This is a genomic window from Peribacillus sp. V2I11, from assembly GCF_030817135.1.
Lineage (GTDB): Bacteria > Bacillota > Bacilli > Bacillales > DSM-1321 > Peribacillus > Peribacillus simplex.
This window is the reverse complement of record NZ_JAUSYW010000002.1, coordinates 229,731-249,653: the sequence shown is the minus strand read 5'-3', so window position 1 is coordinate 249,653 and position 19,923 is coordinate 229,731. Positions and strand designations below refer to the sequence as shown.

Annotated in this window: 20 protein-coding genes and 2 pseudogenes; 5 read left to right on the top strand and 17 right to left on the bottom strand. The window is 37.1% G+C overall.

Annotated elements, in window-relative coordinates; all coding sequences use genetic code 11:
• The first annotated feature begins 323 nt into the window (after window positions 1–323).
• Window positions 324–1,109 (top strand): glycosyltransferase, encoded by a 786-nt coding sequence (locus QFZ73_RS27835; protein ID WP_307273826.1) that lies wholly within the window; start codon window positions 324–326, stop codon window positions 1,107–1,109.
• Between the two features lie 128 nt (window positions 1,110–1,237).
• On the top strand, window positions 1,238–1,813 hold the full coding sequence (locus tag QFZ73_RS27830; protein WP_307273823.1) for a serine/threonine protein kinase: 576 nt from the start codon (window positions 1,238–1,240) through the stop codon (window positions 1,811–1,813).
• A 220-nt stretch (window positions 1,814–2,033) separates the two neighbouring features.
• Here the strand turns inward: QFZ73_RS27830 and QFZ73_RS27825 are convergent, their stop codons facing one another.
• From QFZ73_RS27825 to QFZ73_RS27805, 5 genes and pseudogenes are all read right to left on the bottom strand, one after another.
• On the bottom strand, window positions 2,034–2,195 hold the full coding sequence (locus QFZ73_RS27825; protein ID WP_307273822.1) for a hypothetical protein: 162 nt from the start codon (window positions 2,193–2,195) through the stop codon (window positions 2,034–2,036).
• A 557-nt stretch (window positions 2,196–2,752) separates the two neighbouring features.
• On the bottom strand, window positions 2,753–3,877 hold the full coding sequence (locus QFZ73_RS27820; protein ID WP_307273819.1) for a CamS family sex pheromone protein: 1,125 nt from the start codon (window positions 3,875–3,877) through the stop codon (window positions 2,753–2,755).
• Between the two features lie 178 nt (window positions 3,878–4,055).
• Window positions 4,056–4,538, bottom strand: a complete 483-nt coding sequence (locus QFZ73_RS27815; RefSeq protein WP_307273817.1) for a YjdJ family protein — start codon at window positions 4,536–4,538, stop codon at window positions 4,056–4,058.
• A 196-nt stretch (window positions 4,539–4,734) separates the two neighbouring features.
• Window positions 4,735–5,211, bottom strand: coding sequence for a group II intron maturase-specific domain-containing protein (locus QFZ73_RS27810; RefSeq protein ID WP_373459051.1), 477 nt, complete (start codon window positions 5,209–5,211; stop codon window positions 4,735–4,737).
• Window positions 5,206–5,343, bottom strand: a pseudogene (locus QFZ73_RS27805) (group II intron reverse transcriptase/maturase); the annotation flags it as partial. The pseudogene QFZ73_RS27805 and the gene QFZ73_RS27810, both read right to left, overlap by 6 nt.
• Window positions 5,344–5,435: 92 nt before the next feature.
• Here QFZ73_RS27805 and QFZ73_RS27800 point away from each other — a divergent pair.
• A protein-coding gene (locus QFZ73_RS27800; RefSeq protein ID WP_373458911.1) for an IS3 family transposase occupies window positions 5,436–6,595 on the top strand; the annotation gives its coding sequence in 2 pieces (ribosomal slippage) (window positions 5,436–5,694 and window positions 5,694–6,595; 1,161 coding nt in all).
• A gap of 19 nt (window positions 6,596–6,614) precedes the next feature.
• Here QFZ73_RS27800 and ltrA (QFZ73_RS27795) read toward each other — a convergent pair.
• The 9 genes and pseudogenes from ltrA (QFZ73_RS27795) to QFZ73_RS27755 all read right to left on the bottom strand — a co-directional run bounded on the left by ltrA (QFZ73_RS27795) (window position 6,615) and on the right by QFZ73_RS27755 (window position 15,305).
• Window positions 6,615–7,298 carry a group II intron reverse transcriptase/maturase gene (gene ltrA / locus QFZ73_RS27795; protein ID WP_373459046.1) on the bottom strand — a complete coding sequence of 228 codons (684 nt, stop codon included), beginning with the start codon at window positions 7,296–7,298 and terminating at the stop codon, window positions 6,615–6,617.
• 576 nt (window positions 7,299–7,874) lie between these two features.
• Window positions 7,875–9,137 carry a group II intron reverse transcriptase/maturase gene (gene ltrA, locus QFZ73_RS27790; RefSeq protein WP_307273671.1) on the bottom strand — a complete coding sequence of 421 codons (1,263 nt, stop codon included), beginning with the start codon at window positions 9,135–9,137 and terminating at the stop codon, window positions 7,875–7,877.
• A gap of 43 nt (window positions 9,138–9,180) precedes the next feature.
• Window positions 9,181–9,336, bottom strand: coding sequence for a hypothetical protein (locus tag QFZ73_RS27785; protein WP_307262143.1), 156 nt, complete (start codon window positions 9,334–9,336; stop codon window positions 9,181–9,183).
• A gap of 443 nt (window positions 9,337–9,779) precedes the next feature.
• The gene (locus QFZ73_RS27780) at window positions 9,780–10,370 is read right to left on the bottom strand and encodes a hypothetical protein (protein ID WP_307273816.1); all 591 of its coding nucleotides are present in this window, start codon (window positions 10,368–10,370) and stop codon (window positions 9,780–9,782) included.
• Between the two features lie 165 nt (window positions 10,371–10,535).
• Entirely contained in the window at window positions 10,536–11,798 is a 1,263-nt protein-coding gene (ltrA, locus tag QFZ73_RS27775; protein WP_307267670.1) for a group II intron reverse transcriptase/maturase, read from the bottom strand.
• Between the two features lie 43 nt (window positions 11,799–11,841).
• Window positions 11,842–11,997, bottom strand: coding sequence for a hypothetical protein (locus QFZ73_RS27770; RefSeq protein WP_307263198.1), 156 nt, complete (start codon window positions 11,995–11,997; stop codon window positions 11,842–11,844).
• A gap of 421 nt (window positions 11,998–12,418) precedes the next feature.
• On the bottom strand, window positions 12,419–13,645 hold the full coding sequence (locus tag QFZ73_RS27765; protein WP_307273814.1) for an MFS transporter: 1,227 nt from the start codon (window positions 13,643–13,645) through the stop codon (window positions 12,419–12,421).
• Window positions 13,646–13,810: 165 nt separating this feature from the next.
• Window positions 13,811–14,164: pseudogene (locus QFZ73_RS27760) on the bottom strand (isochorismatase family protein); the annotation flags it as partial.
• Between the two features lie 20 nt (window positions 14,165–14,184).
• Window positions 14,185–15,305 (bottom strand): IS3 family transposase gene (locus QFZ73_RS27755; RefSeq protein WP_307273811.1). Its coding sequence is split into 2 segments (ribosomal slippage): window positions 14,185–15,056 and window positions 15,056–15,305, totalling 1,122 coding nucleotides; the frame shifts between segments, so codons are not numbered across the junction.
• A 464-nt stretch (window positions 15,306–15,769) separates the two neighbouring features.
• Here QFZ73_RS27755 and QFZ73_RS27750 point away from each other — a divergent pair.
• The gene (locus tag QFZ73_RS27750; protein WP_307273808.1) at window positions 15,770–16,150 is read left to right on the top strand and encodes a MerR family transcriptional regulator; all 381 of its coding nucleotides are present in this window, start codon (window positions 15,770–15,772) and stop codon (window positions 16,148–16,150) included.
• Window position 16,151: 1 nt separating this feature from the next.
• Window positions 16,152–16,856 carry an SDR family NAD(P)-dependent oxidoreductase gene (locus tag QFZ73_RS27745; protein ID WP_307273805.1) on the top strand — a complete coding sequence of 235 codons (705 nt, stop codon included), beginning with the start codon at window positions 16,152–16,154 and terminating at the stop codon, window positions 16,854–16,856.
• Between the two features lie 242 nt (window positions 16,857–17,098).
• Here QFZ73_RS27745 and ltrA (QFZ73_RS27740) read toward each other — a convergent pair whose 3' ends face one another.
• From ltrA (QFZ73_RS27740) to QFZ73_RS27730, 3 genes are all read right to left on the bottom strand, one after another.
• On the bottom strand, window positions 17,099–18,361 hold the full coding sequence (ltrA, locus tag QFZ73_RS27740) for a group II intron reverse transcriptase/maturase (RefSeq protein WP_307273802.1): 1,263 nt from the start codon (window positions 18,359–18,361) through the stop codon (window positions 17,099–17,101).
• Window positions 18,362–18,404: 43 nt separating this feature from the next.
• Window positions 18,405–18,560 (bottom strand): hypothetical protein, encoded by a 156-nt coding sequence (locus QFZ73_RS27735; protein WP_307263198.1) that lies wholly within the window; start codon window positions 18,558–18,560, stop codon window positions 18,405–18,407.
• Window positions 18,561–18,962: 402 nt separating this feature from the next.
• A complete protein-coding gene (locus tag QFZ73_RS27730) occupies window positions 18,963–19,637 on the bottom strand; it encodes a VanZ family protein (RefSeq protein ID WP_307273798.1) in 675 nt (224 codons plus the stop codon).
• Window positions 19,638–19,923: the final 286 nt, after the last annotated feature.

The window sequence follows — 19,923 nt, the reverse complement described above, 5'->3', positions numbered from 1 at the left end:
TTTCCACCTCTTTATTTAGATGTTTAATCTTATCGGAATTTACATTCCGTTATAGGCTCTAGTCTTTCGACTAGGGTCTTTAGTGTTAAAAAAAATAGATATTTTTCTCCATTTTTTCTTTAATATCATTATTGGACGATCTATATACTCTATTCATAAACAGCATTAGCAGTGCAATAAGAATACCTATTTATTTCTAGACAGGAGCACAATTTTCAAGTTTAAACTTTTATCCATTTCAAGAAGTTCTCATCTTACATACTATATATAAAAATAATTAAAAAGTATGGAAAGAAAATGTAATGCGTAAAGGAGCTGAAAAAATGGCAGTCAATGTAAGCGAGCAAGTTACCGCGATTATTAAAACATTCGAACGTCCACATTGCCTAGATATGCTCATAAAGAGTATAAAGAAATTCTATCCTAGTCTACATATTATTGTAGCAGATGATAGTAAATCCCCGAATCCCCTCCCAGATGTAGAGTACCATGTTCTTCCTTTTGATAGTGGATTGTCAAAAGGTCGTAACTTCCTAATGAAACAAGTGAAAACTCCATATTTTTTATTACTTGATGATGATTTTTGTTTTATTAAGGAAACTAATATTGAATGGTTACTTGATGTTCTTGAAAACTCTGATATAGACATTGTTGGTGGTCGATGTATTGAGACAAATGGGGTAAGAAATTCACAAGCAGTTTTTAAGATTGAAGAGGATAAACTCACTTTGAAAGCAAATCCATATGGAACAGAAAACGGTGTGGAATTATATGATATTGTTGCCAACTTTTTTTTGGCAAAAACAGATAAATTACTAAACTATACATGGGATGAAAGGTTAAAAGTGGGAGAACATTATGATTTTTTCTTAAGTCATAAAGGAAAAATTAAAGTAGCGATGCACCCAATAGTATTTATTTATCATACAAACGACCGCTCAAATGATGAGTACAACCGATATCGAAGTCGAGATACAGAGATTTTGCACAACAATATTTATCAAGAAAAATATGGTATCTTACAAGTTAAAAGGGAACAACGTCGTCCACCTATTGATGCCATCAAGGAATACTTGAGCACAGAAACTATTGAAACCTATTTTAGTTGATTGAATATATTTCCGATCCTTCTATAAAAACTATTATGATGATGGAAGTTATACGACTAGAACATTTTCTATATAAGCTATGAACCATACTCATAAGGCGATGATCTTATTCAAGGAGTTGATGTAAAGTGGAGAATTTTAAATCTATTATTGTTACTCATAGGAAAGGGGAAAAAGTAGAAATTGTTCATAATCCAACCTCATATCCGCTAATTGGAAGGGGGAAGCAAGGTGCCGTTTTTAAAATTTCTTCAGATCAATGCGTAAAAATTTATGCAAAAGATGGGAACGCCCTGAAAGAAAGCAAAGTATTAAAGGCTGCACAGGAATCTAACATTGTTCCAAAACTTTATGAGGTTGGAGCAAACTATATCATTATAGAGTACCTTGAGGGTCCTTCTTTATTCGAATATCTTAAAGCAAATCAGGTTTTATCCGAAAAAGTTACCAACCAAATCCTATTCTTACTAAAAGAAATGAAGCGGTTAAAATTTACCCGATTGGATAGTAGATTAAACCACATCATCGTAACAAAGGAAGGGGAACTTAAAGTAATAGACCTTGTGAGCCATTTTAAAAAAAAGGTTGACCATCCTGAATTTCTTATGAAACATCTAAAAAGATTGGGTTTATTGTCGTCGTTTTTAGAACAGGTAAAAAATATCGACCCACAATCCTATCTAGAATGGAAAGATTTCGTATAGAAAAAAACTCCCTGAAGCCTACAGGGGGTTTTTGGTTTTTAAGAGTTTGTAAATTTCCACAAAATTAGGATCACAAAGAAATTTCGCCGTTACTTATGATACGGTTCATTTCGATTTAACCTAAACACTTTAAAGGCGGAACATAATAAAAGCACCCTTTTCCCTTGGGTGCCCTTTCTTTAATTACTCTAATCAGTATCGTTTTCATCTAAAACGTTATTTACTCCATGTTTACAATATTGGGATTGTTGCCTTCAATCTCGTTGCCCCTGCTTTCATCCTTATAATAATCCTTTTTCACATATGCACCTCCTAATATAACCTCTTTACCAAACACATATTTCGTATCCCTTCTTAAACTATCCTGCCCCGTTAGTGCCATAAGAAAAAGGCTGCCGCAGCAACCCTTGTTAATGAACTAACGCACCCGTTAGTTTAAGTAGATTTCTTCACATACTTTTTAGTATTTCAGTTAATACAGGACTGCTGCCCTGTTTCTTCAATTATTGAAGGTTAAAGAGCCAGACAATAATGCAATTAAGATAATTTTCTTTTCTTAGTACTAAACCATATACTGAATGTAACAAAATAGTTAAAATGAGAACCAAAGATCAAAGCAACAAATGGGTTTGTTGGAGTTATCCAATTATACCAATTTATTAAATCACTCCTCTTATTATCTATATTACCTAGTTATATCAGTTGTTGAAGAAAAAGACGGAACTTCATCTAGAACAGTTGCAAAAGATAGTTCTCACAACTTTTATGATAACTGTTACTCATTTCCTGTCAGAGAGGTAGATGGCTCAAATAATAAAGCAGAATTAGAATTTCACTTTAAACGCACCGATAGCTTTCAATCAGGTAAAAATGTGAAAAATTTATGTTTTACGATAAATAAATAGAAGAGGAGGTGAATTCATTCACCTCCTCTTCTATTTATTTGTATATATGTGTTGTTACTTTTTTATCAGAAGGATCCCATATCATTATTCCTTTTTCTTTATTTTGATCCATAAGCCTTACCGTAATTGCAACATGATCTGGGAATAACCTGGAAAGTATTTGAGTTTCTGTAAATTGAAGAAGAGCTATACTTTCTGATGGAGATATGCCAGCTGCTTCAATATCAATTTTCACATCGTTTAAATCTTTATTTAAATAAAGTGCTTTTCCATTGATTACAATTTTCAAGTTATTAAAATACTTCTGAATATCTTCTTTGAAATATGTAAGACTATCTGAAGTAGACTTATCTAAAGTTTCAAGGTCATCTGAAGGAAAGGCATAATACTTCCGATTTATATCATTCCATTCCTTAATATTATTTTCTCCTTGTGGAATATAGGTTTCAGTTAAAAAATTACCTGGAATTACACTATTTCTTTGTTCTTCTTGATATAAAGTCAGAAGTATCGGAACATCTGGAATATCCTTACTATCCCTAATTCGTTTTACCACTTTTTCTGCTATTTTTTTACCACTCTCTTTTACATCATTTATATTATCCTTATCCTCATCTATTTTTACTTTATCTGTATAGACCAATCCTTTACTATCTGTAACCTTTATATAATAATATGTCTTTAACGAAAGAGCTAATGAGATTCCTTCAATTTTCCCGTCTTTATTCAGATAATTCTGCTCTAATATATGAGATAATATTTTAGGGCTTTTCTTCTCATCTTTAAGTGGATTTCCCGTATCAACAATAGAAGGATTTAATCCCTTTGTTTCCTCCTTAGATTTCCTCTCAAGCCATTTATACATTATTTTTTCATTTAAATATTGTCCTTCTTGAAAAGAATGCTTTTTAGGAGAAAAATGATCCATTGATAATTCCATTAATTCCAGTTCCAATTCACTTATATCTAATGGATTATCCATATTTTTCACTAATGCTTCTCTTGAAATATTAAATTTCACAGGAAGTTTTGTTTGATATACTTCTTTTCCTTGTACGATAGGAGCACTTATCTCTTGCTCGATATCCTTTTTATTATCACAAGCTACCAGCATTGTTGACGCTAAAGTTAGTCCTATTATAACCTTTATATAATTCATTGAAATTAAAACTCCTTAAATTTAATAACATTAAAATTTATATATAATCAGCAAAAATCACCTTTTGCCCCTACTTATCTGACCATTTTTTATCCAAATAGACGTTCCTTTTCTCTCGGTTTCTTCCACTCCTGAGGCAATTTGAAGATTTTTTCTATTTTCTGTAATAAAGCCAAGGTTAATTTGTAATTTTGTTCGTGTTACGATTTAAAATCTGAAAATAAATTATTACAGCAGTTACAATGCACAATACACCACTCACTAACCAAATATAGAAAAAAATTTGACCACCAAATGTGGGAGAATTAAAAATAAAATAACTAAGTAAGAATAATACTCCACCCAAAAAGGACAAGTAATAAGCAAACCGTTTATGCTGTGGCTTTAAGAAATGGTATCCAAAAAGAATTAACAAATATAAACTACTTATTACCATAATGATAGGAAAAGTGGGTTGAAATTTAACTGCGTATATAAAGTAGTCAAGTTGTGATATAGAGCTATTACTATTTACCTCACCGTATAAAAATTGAGAAAATGGTGTTGAGTACTTCCATTCCCAAGGATTATCTACGATTGCACTACCTTCATAGAAAGCAGCAACGGTTGAAATTAAAAGTAAAATAGATGCTATACCAAACTGAAACAAAAACCTAAACATATTAAACACCCTCAAATTTATTATTTAAAAATTACTCTTCACACTTAATTTAACATTAATTTAAATTATTAACATTAATATCCTTATTCTTTATTCAATTAACCTGCCCCGTTCATAATCGAGTAGGGGGAAAATAAGTTTATTTTCGCCCCTCTCACAACACCGTACGTACGGTTCGCGTATACGGCGTTTCAATTTATATCACAGTGTGTACTTTTAGATAATGTTCTAAAGCAGAGGGGACTCCCCTCTGCTTTAGTCTTTTGTTTGAGATTGCTCTTTGGACGACTTTGGATACTCCTATGAATCGGTAACCTTTTCGACAGTAGGTTAATCCTTTCGCTTCTTCCTCCGGAATTCCTAGTTGAATAAGCGATTTAATTTGTTTCTTCGCTACTTTCCATTGTTTCCATATGATGACCCTAATTCTAGAGCGAAGCTTTGTGTCTATTCGTTCCGTCGTTTTTTTCATGTTTGCCACTCTGAAGTAGTTTACCCATCCAACTATTACTTGGTTCAATTTCAATATTCGGTAGTCTAGTGGAACATTCCAATTTCGCTTTGTCAGTTGTCGAAGTTTCCTTTGAAACTTCTGTACAGAACTTGGATGAGGTTTCACTTTGTAGTTGTTGTTATTAGTGTCGTAATAATACCCAAATCCTAAGAATTTCAACTCTTTTGGACGTGAGATTCTACTCTTCTCTACGTTGACTATCAGGCCTAATTTCTCTTCTATAAATCTCACGATTGTGCTCATTACTCGGTTCGCTGCCTTTTCACTTTTCACAAAGATAAGGGCATCATCAGCGTACTGGTATTATCCCCTACAGGTAGACAGAGTAAAAAGAGAGCATGATAAAATGCTCTTAAACAGTCTATCTTGGAGGGGATTTTTTTATGGCAAAAAAGGGGCAAACCTTTCAAACATATACAGAAGAATTAAAGCGAGAAGTTGTTCGTTTGAAGTTGGAGGAAGGCTGGTCATATCGTCAGCTTCGTGAGCGATTTGGTATCAAAAGTGATGCGCAAATAGCGAATTGGGTAAAGAAAGTGCAAAATAATGAGCCTTTTGAAGACCAACGTGGTGTATGGAACCGTAAGAATTTTTCTAGTGTAGAAGAAGAAAATGCTTATCTGAAAGCGCAGGTGGACTATTTAAAAAAGCGCAATCCAAATCTACATGGGAAGGAATGGTCCTGAAAGCCGAAAGGTTTAAAGTGATTGATGGATTGAGGAAAACACACCCACTCGCGTGGCTATTAAAAATCGGTGAAGTTTCAAGAGCTGGTTACTACAAATGGAGGAAGACTCAGTCTAGACGTTCTCTGAGACTTGAGAAAAACCTATGGATAAAAGAACATATATTAGCCATCCATAAGATACATCCATACTACGGATATAAACGGATGACCCGAGCTTTATTCAGAGAGGGAATCGTTGTCAATCATAAGCGTGTTCGCCGATTGATGAGAGAATTGGGGGTTACATCTATTATTCGAAAGAAACGCCCTTTCTATGGTCGAAGAGGATCCGTTGTATTTAAAAATGTTTTAAACCGTGAGTTCTATGCAGAGTCCATGTTACAAAAGTTAGTAACAGATATAACCTATGTACGGATTGGAGACACGTTTGTCTACCTATCTGCCATTTTAGATTTGTATAATAATGAAATTGTGGCATGGGAAGTTTCTACGCGAAACGATCTTGAATTGGTTCATAATACGTTAAATCAGTTAAGGGACAAGTCATTTGAAAAGGGTGCCCTTCTTCACTCTGATCAAGGATTCCAATATACGACGAAATCATACGAAAAGCAGGTAAAAGAACTCGGTATTCAAGGAAGCCACTCTCGTCGTGGCAATTGTCATGATAACGCGTGTATAGAAAGTTTCTTCTCGCATATAAAAACAGAGAAGTTATATTTGGAACGCCCAAAAACAGCAGAGGAAGCTTATGTAGTTATTCAGGAGTATATAGAATTCTATAATACTGATCGCTTCCAAGAAAAACTTAACGGCCTTTCCCCGATTGAATATCGAGAAAAGGCCGCAGCTTAAAATACTCTTTTTTTATTGTCTACTTGACAGGGTTATGTGCATACCTCACGAACCTTAGTCCTCTTTTCTCCAGTTCCTTATCAAGTTCGTTTAACATTATATTACTTAATAGTGGACTGAGGTTACCTCCTTGCGGAGTACCGACAGGTGTGTCTTCATATTTTCCATTCACCATGACTCCACTGACTAAGTATTTTCTGATTAACGAGATGACATTTCCGTCTTTTATTGTGTTGGATATGATTCTCATGAGTTTATCGTGATGGACGGTATCGAAGAATCTTTCAAGATCAATGTCGACTACCCAATCATGTTCATCATTCAGAAACTCCAGGCTTTTAATTATCGCCATTTCACAACTTCTTTTTGGTCTGAAACCGTAACTGAATTCACTGAATTGCTTTTCAAATAGTGGACTGAGAACTTGATGAATGGCTTGTTGAACGACTCTATCCACTACTGTTGGTATTCCCAATTTGCGCATCTTTCCATTTTCTTTTGGGATCTCCACTCTTAAGGCAGCTTGTGGTTGGTATTTTCTTGTTCTGATGCGCTGACGCAGTTCATCTTTGTTCTCTTTCAGGTATTGCTTTAGTTCGTCGACTGTTACTCCGTCGACCCCACTTGCACCTTTATTTTTATAGACACGTATGTAGGCTTCGTTCATATTTTTATTACTTAGGATTTGTTCTAAAAGTTCCACACTCGTTTCTCCTTTCCTCTCACGTAGTAAGTGATATCTCCATTTTGGTTATTCTTTGAGGTACGCTCATACTTTCACCATTAACACATTCGGAGTTCGTCACTTACGCATTCGTGGCGTTGAAACACTATAAATTGTTCAGCCCTTCATGAAATTATTTCATTACTATGGCTTCTGCTGACTTCTTGCGACTAACCTTTTTCGACTGTACTTCTGTACATCCGCAAGACCTCCCAGGGTAAGACACCTATCTTTCCTCTTTTATTCGCCTGATTTACTCTATAAAGTTACGCACATCTTTTGGACTTTAACTTGTCTTGGAGTTTAATCCCTTTATAGAGCCTTAGTATCAGATTCCTGTTCGTCGAGCCAAGATTTTATTCCACGCTTCCTCCAGCCCTTACCTCACGATAAGTACCTTGCGCTTCCTTAGTGGTTGGTCGATGTGTACCCCCACAGTGGACTTTCACCACCTAGATAGTTGCCATGCCTGGCACACAAATCGAGTAGGAGGAGGCGCCTAGCCTCCGACCTCTCACACCACCGTACATACCGTTCGGTATACGGCGGTTCAGTTTAAGTCTGACGTAGTTTTGTATATCGTTCATATAGATTTACTAACCCATGATGGAGCCAATAAACATTATTAAGGGTTTTATCTAGAATAGGACTATGCGCTATGCGCCAATAGCCTTTTCTGCTATTTCCCCATTCATAGGCTTTTCCAAATGGGACGCCTAATCCTTTGAGTTTCCTCACCCTCGTTCTTGGCAATTTCCATTGCTTCCATAGGCACATCCTGAGTCTTCTTCGAATCCATGAATCTAAATTCTTCAATACGTTCGGAGTATCAATGAGGGCGAAATACCCCATCCAACCTCTAAGGTATTGCTTTAACTTATTTATTCGGAGTTTCATGGGTATCGGTAATTTTCTCGAGGACATTTCCCTGATTCGTTTCTTTACTCTCTTCACCGTTTGTTTAGCCAGTAGAACCTTCGGGTTCTTCTTTGACTTCGTGAAACTAAAACCGAGAAACGTTCTGTTCCAAGGGCGATCATACTTCGACTTCTCGTAGTTGACCTTTAGCTTCAGTTTATTTTCAATGAAGCTTGAGATATTTCCCATTGCACGTTTGGCGGCTTTTCGTGTCTTCACAAAGATAGTACTGTCATCCGCATACCTTACGAATCGAAGATTGCGTTTCTCTAGTTCTTTATCTAAGTCGTCTAACATGATATTAGATAATAAAGGACTTAACGGACCTCCTTGCGGAGTTCCCTCCTCACTTTTATGAAAAAGTCCGCCTATCATAATGCCTGCTTGAAGGAATTTTCGAATCAGTTTGAGAACTCGTTTATCTTCAATTTCCCGCTCTAACATTCCCATGAGCTTGTCATGATTCACTTTATCGAAGAACTTCTCCAAGTCCATATCCACTACCCATGTATAACCTTCGGTTATATAGGACTTTGCCTTTCGAACCGCCTGGTGCCCTTGTTTGTTAGGGCGAAATCCATAGCTATTCTCCGAAAAGGATGAGTCATATATCTTGGTCAATATTTGGGCAATGGCTTGTTGAATGAAACGGTCTAGAACGGTTGGAATACCCAATAGCCGAACTCCGCCGTTTGGTTTCGGGATTTCGATACGACGGACGGGCTGCGGTTGATAGGTACCCTGTAAAAGGGCAGTTTTCATGTTGTACCATTCGGTTACGAGGTGCGGTCTCAGGTTTTGAACCGGCATTCCATCTACACCATGGCTTCCCTTATTTCTTTCTACACGCTTCAATGCCTGTATTAAGTTTTCCCTCTCTAGTATCTGTTCCATTAACATCGTTGATATCCTTTCTACGTGGATAAATGGTCTATTTGTGCCTTTATCTGCTCCGCCCTTTTGAAGTTCCCCGTGTATTCACCACTTCTTCCTTCAAATAAGTTCCGTTAGGAATTGTTTGCTTCTTCGCAGATAACGAACGCCTAGTATTCATCCTCCTTAATCTGTTCGGTCCTTCCTTATCTTCTCGAGTAGACAAGTACTATGACCTCTGCTGACTTCTGATGATTCAGCTGTCCATCACTGGACAGGTTACCAAGTGTACTTGGCTGTCATCAGACCTCCCCGGGTAAGAGTGCAATCTTTCCCTCCATCTATCTGCTTCATTTACTCTGTACCACCTTCGGCAGTAAGGACTTTGTTTTGTTTCGCAAACTCATCCAATGATACCTAGCCTTATATGAAGTTCGTGTTCCTCAGACCGGAGGTTTGCCGCTTGCTTCCTTCAGATTCCACGTCACCGTGGACACCCTTGCATTAAGCTAACCACTACTACTGCCTTCATGGTTCGGGACTTTCACCCTATAGATTGCACCCATGCCGGGCGCACGAAAAAGCTGCCTTAAAGACAGCTCTGATCTTCAGCTAACGCACCCGTTAGTTTAAGTACATTTCTTCACAAACTTTGTTTTTTAAATGACTCTAATCTGTTATAGCCTTAGTTTGAACAGAGTTACATAACGTATGATCAGAAAGTAACTCTGTTAATTCGCTTAAATATAAATAATGCTTATCGCATTGTGAGGATTCAGGTATTCTTTCACCCTTATTAATCACTTCTAACATTGGAGAGGAAAGAAGAACTTCAACAAAAAGTAAATCTGATTCTTCTAAGTTTATTTTGAAACCTGCAAATACATCTTGTTTTATGTCTTTAACTGTTTGAATTAGATTTTGTAACTTAGTACCACTAATTGTTATTTTTATTAAAGGAAAACATCTTACCGTAGGGTTTTTTACTATCTTTCTATTCCTATAATCATAAACGAAATAAAACTTATCCTGATATTGATTCAGTTTTTGTAATTCATTAGTTAGTAAGTAATATTGGTCAGTAAGTCCAGTTGATAATTGAGACTCTTCTTCACCTACTAATAACGTCAGATTTTCTGGGGAAGAAATTGATATCGTAGTTATTGAGATTTTTGATATTTTGGATGTATATTCCATTAATTCATTTAGCTGAGGATTCGATAACTCACCTTTATAGATCCCTAACAGGTATTGATTCATATTTTACACACTCCTTTTATACTTACTAAGTAAATACGATATGTAAAATAGAATATCCTTCTTCAACAACCTGCCCCGTTAGTGCCATAAATCGAGTAGGAGGAGGCGCCTAGCCTCCGACCTCTCACACCACCGTACATACCGTTCGGTATACGGCGGTTCAGTTTAAGTCTGACGTAGTTTTGTATATCGTTCATATAGATTTACTAACCCATGATGGAGCCAATAAACATTATTAAGGGTTTTGTCTAGAATAGGACTATGCGCTATGCGCCAATAACCCTTTCTGCTATTTCCCCATTCATATGCTTTTCCAAATGGGACGCCTAATCCTTTGAGTTTCCTCACCCTCGTTCTTGGCAATTTCCATTGCTTCCATAGACACATCCTGAGTCTTCTTCGAATCCATGAATCTAAATTCTTCAATACGTTCGGAGTATCAATGAGGGCGAAATACCCCATCCAACCTCTAAGGTATTGCTTTAACTTATTTATTCGGAGTTTCATGGGTATCGGTAATTTTCTCGAGGTCATTTCCCTGATTCGTTTCTTTACTCTCTTCACCGTTTGTTTAGCCAGTAGAACCTTCGGGTTCTTCTTTGACTTCGTGAAACTAAAACCGAGAAACGTTCTGTTCCAAGGGCGATCATACTTCGACTTCTCGTAGTTGACCTTTAGCTTCAGTTTATTTTCAATGAAGCTTGAGATATTTCCCATTGCACGTTTGGCGGCTTTTCGTGTCTTCACAAAGATAGTACTGTCATCCGCATACCTTACGAATCGAAGATTGCGTTTCTCTAGTTCTTTATCTAACTCGTCTAACATGATATTAGATAATAAAGGACTTAACGGACCTCCTTGCGGAGTTCCCTCCTCACTTTTATGAAAAAGTCCGCCTATCATAATGCCTGCTTGAAGGAATTTACGAATCAGTTTGAGAACTCGTTTATCTTCAATTTTCCGCTCTAACATTCCCATGAGCTTGTCATGATTCACTTTATCGAAGAACTTCTCCAAGTCCATATCCACTACCCATGTATAACCTTCGGTTATATAGGACTTTGCCTTTCGAACCGCCTGGTGCCCCTGTTTGTTAGGGCGAAATCCATAGCTATTCTCCGAAAAGGTTGAGTCATATATCTTGGTCAATATTTGGGCAATGGCTTGTTGAATGAAACGGTCTAGAACGGTTGGAATACCCAATAGCCGAACTCCGCCGTTTGGTTTCGGGATTTCGATACGACGGACGGGCTGCGGTTGATAGGTACCCTGTAAAAGGGCAGTTTTCATGTTGTACCATTCGGTTACGAGGTGCGGTCTCAGGTTTTGAACCGGCATTCCATCTACACCATGGCTTCCCTTATTTCTTTCTACACGCTTCAATGCCTGTATTAAGTTTTCCCTCTCTAGTATCTGTTCCATTAACATCGTTGATATCCTTTCTACGTGGATAAATGGTCTATTTGTGCCTTTATCTGCTCCACCCTTTTGAAGTTCCCCGTGTATTCACCACTTCTTCCTTCAAATAAGTTCCGTTAGGAATTGTTTGCTTCTTTGCAGATAACGAACGCCTAGTATTCATCCTCCTTAATCTGTTCGGTCCTTCCTTATCTTCTCGAGTAGACAAGTACTATGACCTCTGCTGACTTCTGATGATTCAGCTGTCCATCACTGGACAGGTTACCAAGTGTACTTGGCTGTCATCAGACCTCCCCGGGTAAGAGTGCAATCTTTCCCTCCATCTATCTGCTTCATTTACTCTGTACCACCTTCGGCAGTAAGGACTTTGTTTTGTTTCGCAAACTCATCCAATGATACCTAGCCTTATATGAAGTTCGTGTTCCTCAGACCGGAGGTTTGCCGCTTGCTTCCTTCAGATTCCACGTCACCGTGGACACCCTTGCATTAAGCTAACCACTACTACTGCCTTCATGGTTCGGGACTTTCACCCTATAGATTGCACCCATGCCGGGCGCACGAAAAAGGCTGCCGTAGCAACCCCTGTTATTGAATTAAGCACCCGTTAGTTGAAAGTGATCTTCATTTTATTATGATTTAAAATCAACAGTATAAAATTTCTTTTTGTTTGCCTTAACTAAAGTAAAAGATAATATAGCAGAAATAAAGATTAGGATTGAACCGAATATATATACAGCTCGTACTCCAACAAAGTCAGCAATAAAACCCATTAGAAAAATGGATACACCTGTAACAGTGGATAATAGGATACCTTGGGATGCATACACCTTTGGTAAATGTTCGGTTTGAATATTTATTTGAAATGCAGTTTGTTGAGCTACATCTCTTATTTGGTATGCTGGACCCATTGCAACACAAAGCAGAAGAGCCAGTATAGGAATACTCGTCAGCCCATAAATTAACGTGAAAATACTAAATAATAACGAACCAATCGCCATACTAAATATCAAGTGCTTCTGAATTGTTTTCGCTATGAACAAGGTTATTATACCCCCAAAAATAGCACCAATATAATAACTTGCATTAATAAAACCCCACCATTGCTCTCCTTGGTTTAAGGCTTCTTTTACATACACCAATGTTATTGCTCCAATCCAAATGGAACCTGCCATTCCCTCTATAACATCCATTAAAGTAACCATTCTAAGAGTTTGATTACGCCATAAAATACCCCATCCTTCATTCATTAGTGCCCACTTGGATTTATTTTCCGCCTGAACTTCAACGTTATTAATGAAATATTTTGATGTAATATATAAAGCCAATACAGAAACCCAAAGCAATGCTACATTAAAAACCAAAGTTGAATTATGTCCCCAATTTATTACAGCAAAACCTGTAAAGCTATACCCAGCTATTTGAACAGATTGAGTTGTGATGGATAGAGAACTATTAGCTTTCACAAGATTTTCTATCGGTACAATTTTAGGTGTAACAGAATTAAGTAACGGGTTTCCCCATCCTTCCATAAAAGATATAACTAAAATAAATAATAACAGAACATAAATATGATTAGTTATAGGCAAGAAACCAAGAAGTAAGAAAGTAAGTATTAAAGCCTTCAAACCTTGAAGGCTCACAAGTAATTTAGAGAAAGTGAACTTTTTATAAAGTAATGGCGATGTTAGACCAGCAATTAAATTAGCCAAGGCTTTGAATAAAGGAAATAATGAAGCCATTAATGCAGAATCAGTTTTTTGATATATAAATGTGGTAATTACCATAATGTAAATGACATCAGCTAGGGCTATGCTTGTCTTAGCAAACCAAAAATTATAAAACGGTATTCTTTTCATAATATCTCCTATTGATAAATCTACCCATCTAAAACACTCCTATTTTTTATGATTATATCATTAAATACGTGTTTTCTTCTTGAGCTAACCTGCCCCTTTAGTTCCATAAGATGATTGCCAGAGCAACCTCCCTTTTTTAAGTAAGCACCTGTTAGTTTAACAAGCTTAAAATACTTCATTTACTAATTGTTCTGTTGTAAGTATAGTAGCGAACTCGTCATATAGGGTAGCTAAAGAAATATTATGTATAGCCTCGGCATCATAATAGTTATCATTTTGGTCTTTTATGCCAAATGCTGCAGTTGCATCTGAAATAAGGTATGTATTAAAACCTAAATTCCCACTCATTCTTGTAGTCGTTGATACACAGTGGGGCGTAGTCAAACCTGTTATTACTAATGTTGTGATATCATTTAATTTTAGAAACTCTTCTAATTTTGTTCCAATAAAACTACTATTTACTTTCTTTGTTATAATTACTTCTTCTTCAAGAGGCTCAACCAATTCTTTTATAGCGAATCTGGATTGTCAACACTAAATCAAACAACTTTTTTAAGGGATAACTTCTTAAACTCTAGAGGGCTTACGTAGCCTAAAGTTCCATGAATTCGCAGCTTATTAAACCAGTTCACATAGTCTCCAAATTCGAGTGTTAGCTGATCTAAGCTTGCGAATGTTGTTTGATTGGCGAACTCAGTCTTAATGATTTTAAAGGTCGCTTCCGCGACAGCGTTATCATAAGGGCAACCTTTCATACTTAGTGAACGACCAATCTCAAATATGGTTAACGTTTCGTCAATCAGCTTGTTTTTAAATTCATTCCCTCGATCTGTGTGGAAGAGCTGAATATCACGGAGGTTCCCTTTGATAGATGCAAACGCTCTTGCCACAAGCTTCGCATCCTTGTTAGGTCCTGTGCTAAATCCAATAATTTCACGATTAAAGAGATCGACAAAGACACATATGTAATGCCATTTATTTTTGACTTTGACATATGTTAAATCGCTTACCACTACTTTTTTCTCTTCTTTTTGTAGAAATTCCCGATTTAATTCGTTTGCCTGGACTGATTCGTTACATGAGGTCTTTTGCGGTTTGTACTGAGCGATTGTATAAGAGGAAACAAGCCCCTGTTCTTTCATGATTCGGCCAATTCGCCTTCTGGAGACCGTAAGGCCTCTTTTCTTTAATTCAACCTTAATCTTACGTGTTCCGTACGCCTTACGGTTTTTATCAAAAATGTCTAAAATGGCGTTTGTGACATCGTCTTCTGAGGTTCGTTCTTTTGCTTCGTAGTAATAGGTGCTCCGTGAAAGCTCTAGGACGCCACACATTGCTGATACCGAGTATTTATCTTTGTTCCGTTTAATTACATTTACTTTCGTCCTAGTATCAGCGCGGCTTGCTTTAAAATATCATTCTCCATCTGTAACTTCTTCAGTTCTTTTCGTAGTTTAATAAGTTCTTGTTCCTCAGGAGAACGGTTATCTTTTTCTTTAAAAGAACCTGTGTTTTCACTCTGTTGTATCCACCGGTCTAAAGAAGAAGGAGTAAGTTCATATTCTTCAATAAGAGCCTTTCGGTTTTTCCCATTTTGGTAGAGTTGAATGATCTGTTGTTTAAATTCGGAAGTGAACGTACGGCGTTCTCGCTTGGTCATTTTGAGTGCTCCCTTATCTGTAGTGAGTTAAGTGTATCTGCCCTTTAAACTTCTGTCCAGATAAGTGTAGACGATTCATAGTTTAAGTGTAATATTTCACAATCTAATTTTAATAAGGCGACCTTCATGTGTAAGAATCGCCCCTGTTAGTGAAATTAAGAATTTGGTTTCCCTAATAATATTTTTGAAAAAGGGCATCTTATTTATAGGAGGTGTATATATGAAGGATAGGACAATATTGAACTTACTGACTATATTTGGAATAGGCGGAAGCATAGGTAAAGCACCCGTTACTTTAAGTTCACCATTTCACAATATTTATTAAAAAACTAAGAATAGTTCCTTTGTAGGTTAACTGGAGACTGGGAAAATTTTTTTTGTGATTTTTGTTGACTTAAACTATGGTTTAAGTTTTATGATTAATCCTGTCGACGAAAGGAAACATTAGATTTGGAGGTCTCCATATGAAGTATTATTCAATTAGCGAAGCTGCAGCCAAATTCAATATTCCAGAATCAACGATACGCTATTATGATAAAAAAGGATTACTGCCACTGGTCGAGCGTAATGAAGCGGGACGGCGGTTATTTTCAGAAGATCAAATTGCCCTACTTGCAACCGTTATGTGTTTAAAAAACACACACATGCCCCTAAGTGGAATTCAGAAATATATTGATTGGGTCGTAGAAGGTGAAAGTACCATTGAGATACGACTTGAAATGATGAAGAATCACAAGGCAGCGGTGTTAGATGAAATTTCATTGATGACGGAATCACTAAAGGGGATTGACGAAAAGATTATACGTTACACAAAACGTATTCAGGAAAGGAAGGAAAATAAATAACATGAAAAAAGTATTAGTAACTGGTGCGAATAAAGGAATTGGCTATGAGATTGCCAAACAAATGAGCGAAAAAGACTTTCACATTTTGCTTGGCGCTCGCGATATAAATCGCGGAAAAGCGGCTTCGGATGAAATAAATTCACTCGGAGGAAAGGCTACCTTTATTCAGCTTGACTTGAGCAGCGAAGAAAGCATTCATAAAGCAGTGGAAGAAATTAAGAGAGACCACCGTGATTTATCCCTGCTAATTAATAACGCAGGGATTGGTGGCAATATGGAACATGGACCTATGGAGACAGAAATGCGTGCTTTACGAGAAGCTTTTGAAGTAAACTTCTTCGGTACGTTTGAACTCACTCGCGGACTCTTACCGCTAATTAAAGAGAATGAGGGAATTATTCTAAACGTTACAATGGAGATGGCATCTTTATCCATTCTCTCACAAGGTATTCTACCAAATTCATTTTCTTATAACACTTCAAAAACCGCAAACAATGCCATGCTTGTTGGATTTGCTCGTGAGCTTAAAGGCACAAATGCGCAAATCTATGCCGTAACACCTGGACCAACATCTACAGATCTAAATGACCATCATCCACTTGGAAAGACGACTGCTGAAGGAGCAAAAATTATTGTTGATTATGCTACAGACGGTAAATGGCATCATGGAGAAATGCTCATGAAAGACGGATTTATGCCGTGGTAAGGCTATAGTAGAGTTATTTTATCAAGTTATGTAAAAATTATGGGTGCTGATTCCAAGACGGACAGACGATAAGTAATAAAAAGGCTGATTTTCCTAATTTGGAAGATCAGCTTTTTCTACTTTGTGAATAAATGTACTTAAACTAAACTGCCCCGTTAGTGCCATAAATCGAGTAGGAGGAGGCGCCTAGCCTCCGACCTCTCACACCACCGTACATACCGTTCGGTATACGGCGGTTCAGTTTAAGTCTGACGTAGTTTTGTATATCGTTCATATAGATTTACTAACCCATGATGGAGCCAATAAACATTATTAAGGGTTTTGTCTAGAATAGGACTATGCGCTATGCGCCAATAACCCTTTCTGCTATTTCCCCATTCATATGCTTTTCCAAATGGGACGCCTAATCCTTTGAGTTTCCTCACCCTCGTTCTTGGCAATTTCCATTGCTTCCATAGACACATCCTGAGTCTTCTTCGAATCCATGAATCTAAATTCTTCAATACTTTCGGAGTATCAATGAGGGCGAAATACCCCATCCAACCTCTAAGGTATTGCTTTAACTTATTTATTCGGAGTTTCATGGGTATCGGTAATTTTCTCGAGGTCATTTCCCTGATTCGTTTCTTTACTCTCTTCACCGTTTGTTTAGCCAGTAGAACCTTCGGGTTCTTCTTTGACTTCGTGAAACTAAAACCGAGAAACGTTCTGTTCCAAGGGCGATCATACTTCGACTTCTCGTAGTTGACCTTTAGCTTCAGTTTATTTTCAATGAAGCTTGAGATATTTCCCATTGCACGTTTGGCGGCTTTTCGTGTCTTCACAAAGATAGTACTGTCATCCGCATACCTTACGAATCGAAGATTGCGTTTCTCTAGTTCTTTATCTAACTCGTCTAACATGATATTAGATAATAAAGGACTTAACGGACCTCCTTGCGGAGTTCCCTCCTCACTTTTATGAAAAAGTCCGCCTATCATAATGCCTGCTTGAAGGAATTTACGAATCAGTTTGAGAACTCGTTTATCTTCAATTTTCCGCTCTAACATTCCCATGAGCTTGTCATGATTCACTTTATCGAAGAACTTCTCCAAGTCCATATCCACTACCCATGTATAACCTTCGGTTATATAGGACTTTGCCTTTCGAACCGCCTGGTGCCCCTGTTTGTTAGGGCGAAATCCATAGCTATTCTCCGAAAAGGTTGAGTCATATATCTTGGTCAATATTTGGGCAATGGCTTGTTGAATGAAACGGTCTAGAACGGTTGGAATACCCAATAGCCGAACTCCGCCGTTTGGTTTCGGGATTTCGATACGACGGACGGGCTGCGGTTGATAGGTACCCTGTAAAAGGGCAGTTTTCATGTTGTACCATTCGGTTACGAGGTGCGGTCTCAGGTTTTGAACCGGCATTCCATCTACACCATGGCTTCCCTTATTTCTTTCTACACGCTTCAATGCCTGTATTAAGTTTTCCCTCTCTAGTATCTGTTCCATTAACATCGTTGATATCCTTTCTACGTGGATAAATGGTCTATTTGTGCCTTTATCTGCTCCACCCTTTTGAAGTTCCCCGTGTATTCACCACTTCTTCCTTCAAATAAGTTCCGTTAGGAATTGTTTGCTTCTTTGCAGATAACGAACGCCTAGTATTCATCCTCCTTAATCTGTTCGGTCCTTCCTTATCTTCTCGAGTAGACAAGTACTATGACCTCTGCTGACTTCTGATGATTCAGCTGTCCATCACTGGACAGGTTACCAAGTGTACTTGGCTGTCATCAGACCTCCCCGGTTAAGAGTGCAATCTTTCCCTCCATCTATCTGCTTCATTTACTCTGTACCACCTTCGGCAGTAAGGACTTTGTTTTGTTTCGCAAACTCATCCAATGATACCTAGCCTTATATGAAGTTCGTGTTCCTCAGACCGGAGGTTTGCCGCTTGCTTCCTTCAGATTCCACGTCACCGTGGACACCCTTGCATTAAGCTAACCACTACTACTGCCTTCATGGTTCGGGACTTTCACCCTATAGATTGCACCCATGCCGGGCGCACGAAAAAGGCTGCCTCAGCAACCTTCATTATTGAAGTAAAGTAACTGTTAGTTTAGTAAGGAATGTCAGTTTCCGGTACCTTATTTAATTTCGATATGAATTTTCCATTCATAATTTTGAATAATATTACTCCAATAATCCCACTTAAAGAATTTAAGATAATATCATCAATATCTACTGATCTATATGCCTCACCATATTCAAAGCTGGTAGCTACATAATTTTGTAAAAATTGAAAACTCTCTATAAATAGAGAAGTAAAAAACGTAATATACATTGCCACAAATCCATTCTTACTATGTTTAAAGGTTAATAAACAAAAAGTAAGAGGGGTTAATAAAATAAGATTACCAACTGTCTGTACAATTGTAGCTGGTGCAACTGTTGCCCCGAATAAATTGTTAGAAATAGTATCAAACGGTATAAAGTTAATCTTAGTAATATCTATAAAAAAATCCCCAACATATTTTTGAGTGAAAAAATGATCAAAATTTATGTACGTAACTACGTTATGTAATAGATGCAAATATAATATGAAGAAAAATAATAAGCTTTTTAAGAATATGCAACCTCTTTGAGTTTTTCTTACAATCCACAAAGAAACGATTAAAATGAACAACCAATTCAATGCTATATTTAGAATAACTTCCCCAGAACTAAATATGTAAAATAAGTAGATAAGCGATGCTGCCAATATAAGACTCACTTCAGTATTAAAAAATTTCACTACATTCAATCCTTTCTCGCCGTAGTAGCAGATCACCTATATTCACTAACTTATTTTATCACTATTTAATTCGTATTTATCCAAATTTTTCATTTTCCCTTATGGAACTAAACTCCCTCAATAAAGAAAGCAAAACCTCTCGATATCTCCGTTTTTCTTAGATTTTCATAGTAGTTTACCTGCCGGTAATCACTTAATAGTTGGGGGAAAATCACTTGAAAGGATAAAATTGGACCTTTGGAGAAAAAAGAATTACAGCCCACTAACCAATAATTTACATAAATTA

Coding starts and splice junctions, on each gene's coding strand:
- QFZ73_RS27835 (WP_307273826.1), top strand. CDS start 324: ATGGCAGTCAATGTAAGCGAGCAAGTTACCGCGATTATTAAAACATTC.
- QFZ73_RS27825 (WP_307273822.1), bottom strand. CDS start 2,195: ATGGCACTAACGGGGCAGGATAGTTTAAGAAGGGATACGAAATATGTG.
- QFZ73_RS27820 (WP_307273819.1), bottom strand. CDS start 3,877: ATGAATTATATAAAGGTTATAATAGGACTAACTTTAGCGTCAACAATG.
- QFZ73_RS27815 (WP_307273817.1), bottom strand. CDS start 4,538: ATGTTTAGGTTTTTGTTTCAGTTTGGTATAGCATCTATTTTACTTTTA.
- ltrA (WP_307273671.1), bottom strand. CDS start 9,137: ATGTTAATGGAACAGATACTAGAGAGGGAAAACTTAATACAGGCATTG.
- QFZ73_RS27780 (WP_307273816.1), bottom strand. CDS start 10,370: ATGAATCAATACCTGTTAGGGATCTATAAAGGTGAGTTATCGAATCCT.
- ltrA (WP_307267670.1), bottom strand. CDS start 11,798: ATGTTAATGGAACAGATACTAGAGAGGGAAAACTTAATACAGGCATTG.
- QFZ73_RS27765 (WP_307273814.1), bottom strand. CDS start 13,645: ATGAAAAGAATACCGTTTTATAATTTTTGGTTTGCTAAGACAAGCATA.
- QFZ73_RS27750 (WP_307273808.1), top strand. CDS start 15,770: ATGAAGTATTATTCAATTAGCGAAGCTGCAGCCAAATTCAATATTCCA.
- QFZ73_RS27745 (WP_307273805.1), top strand. CDS start 16,152: ATGAAAAAAGTATTAGTAACTGGTGCGAATAAAGGAATTGGCTATGAG.
- ltrA (WP_307273802.1), bottom strand. CDS start 18,361: ATGTTAATGGAACAGATACTAGAGAGGGAAAACTTAATACAGGCATTG.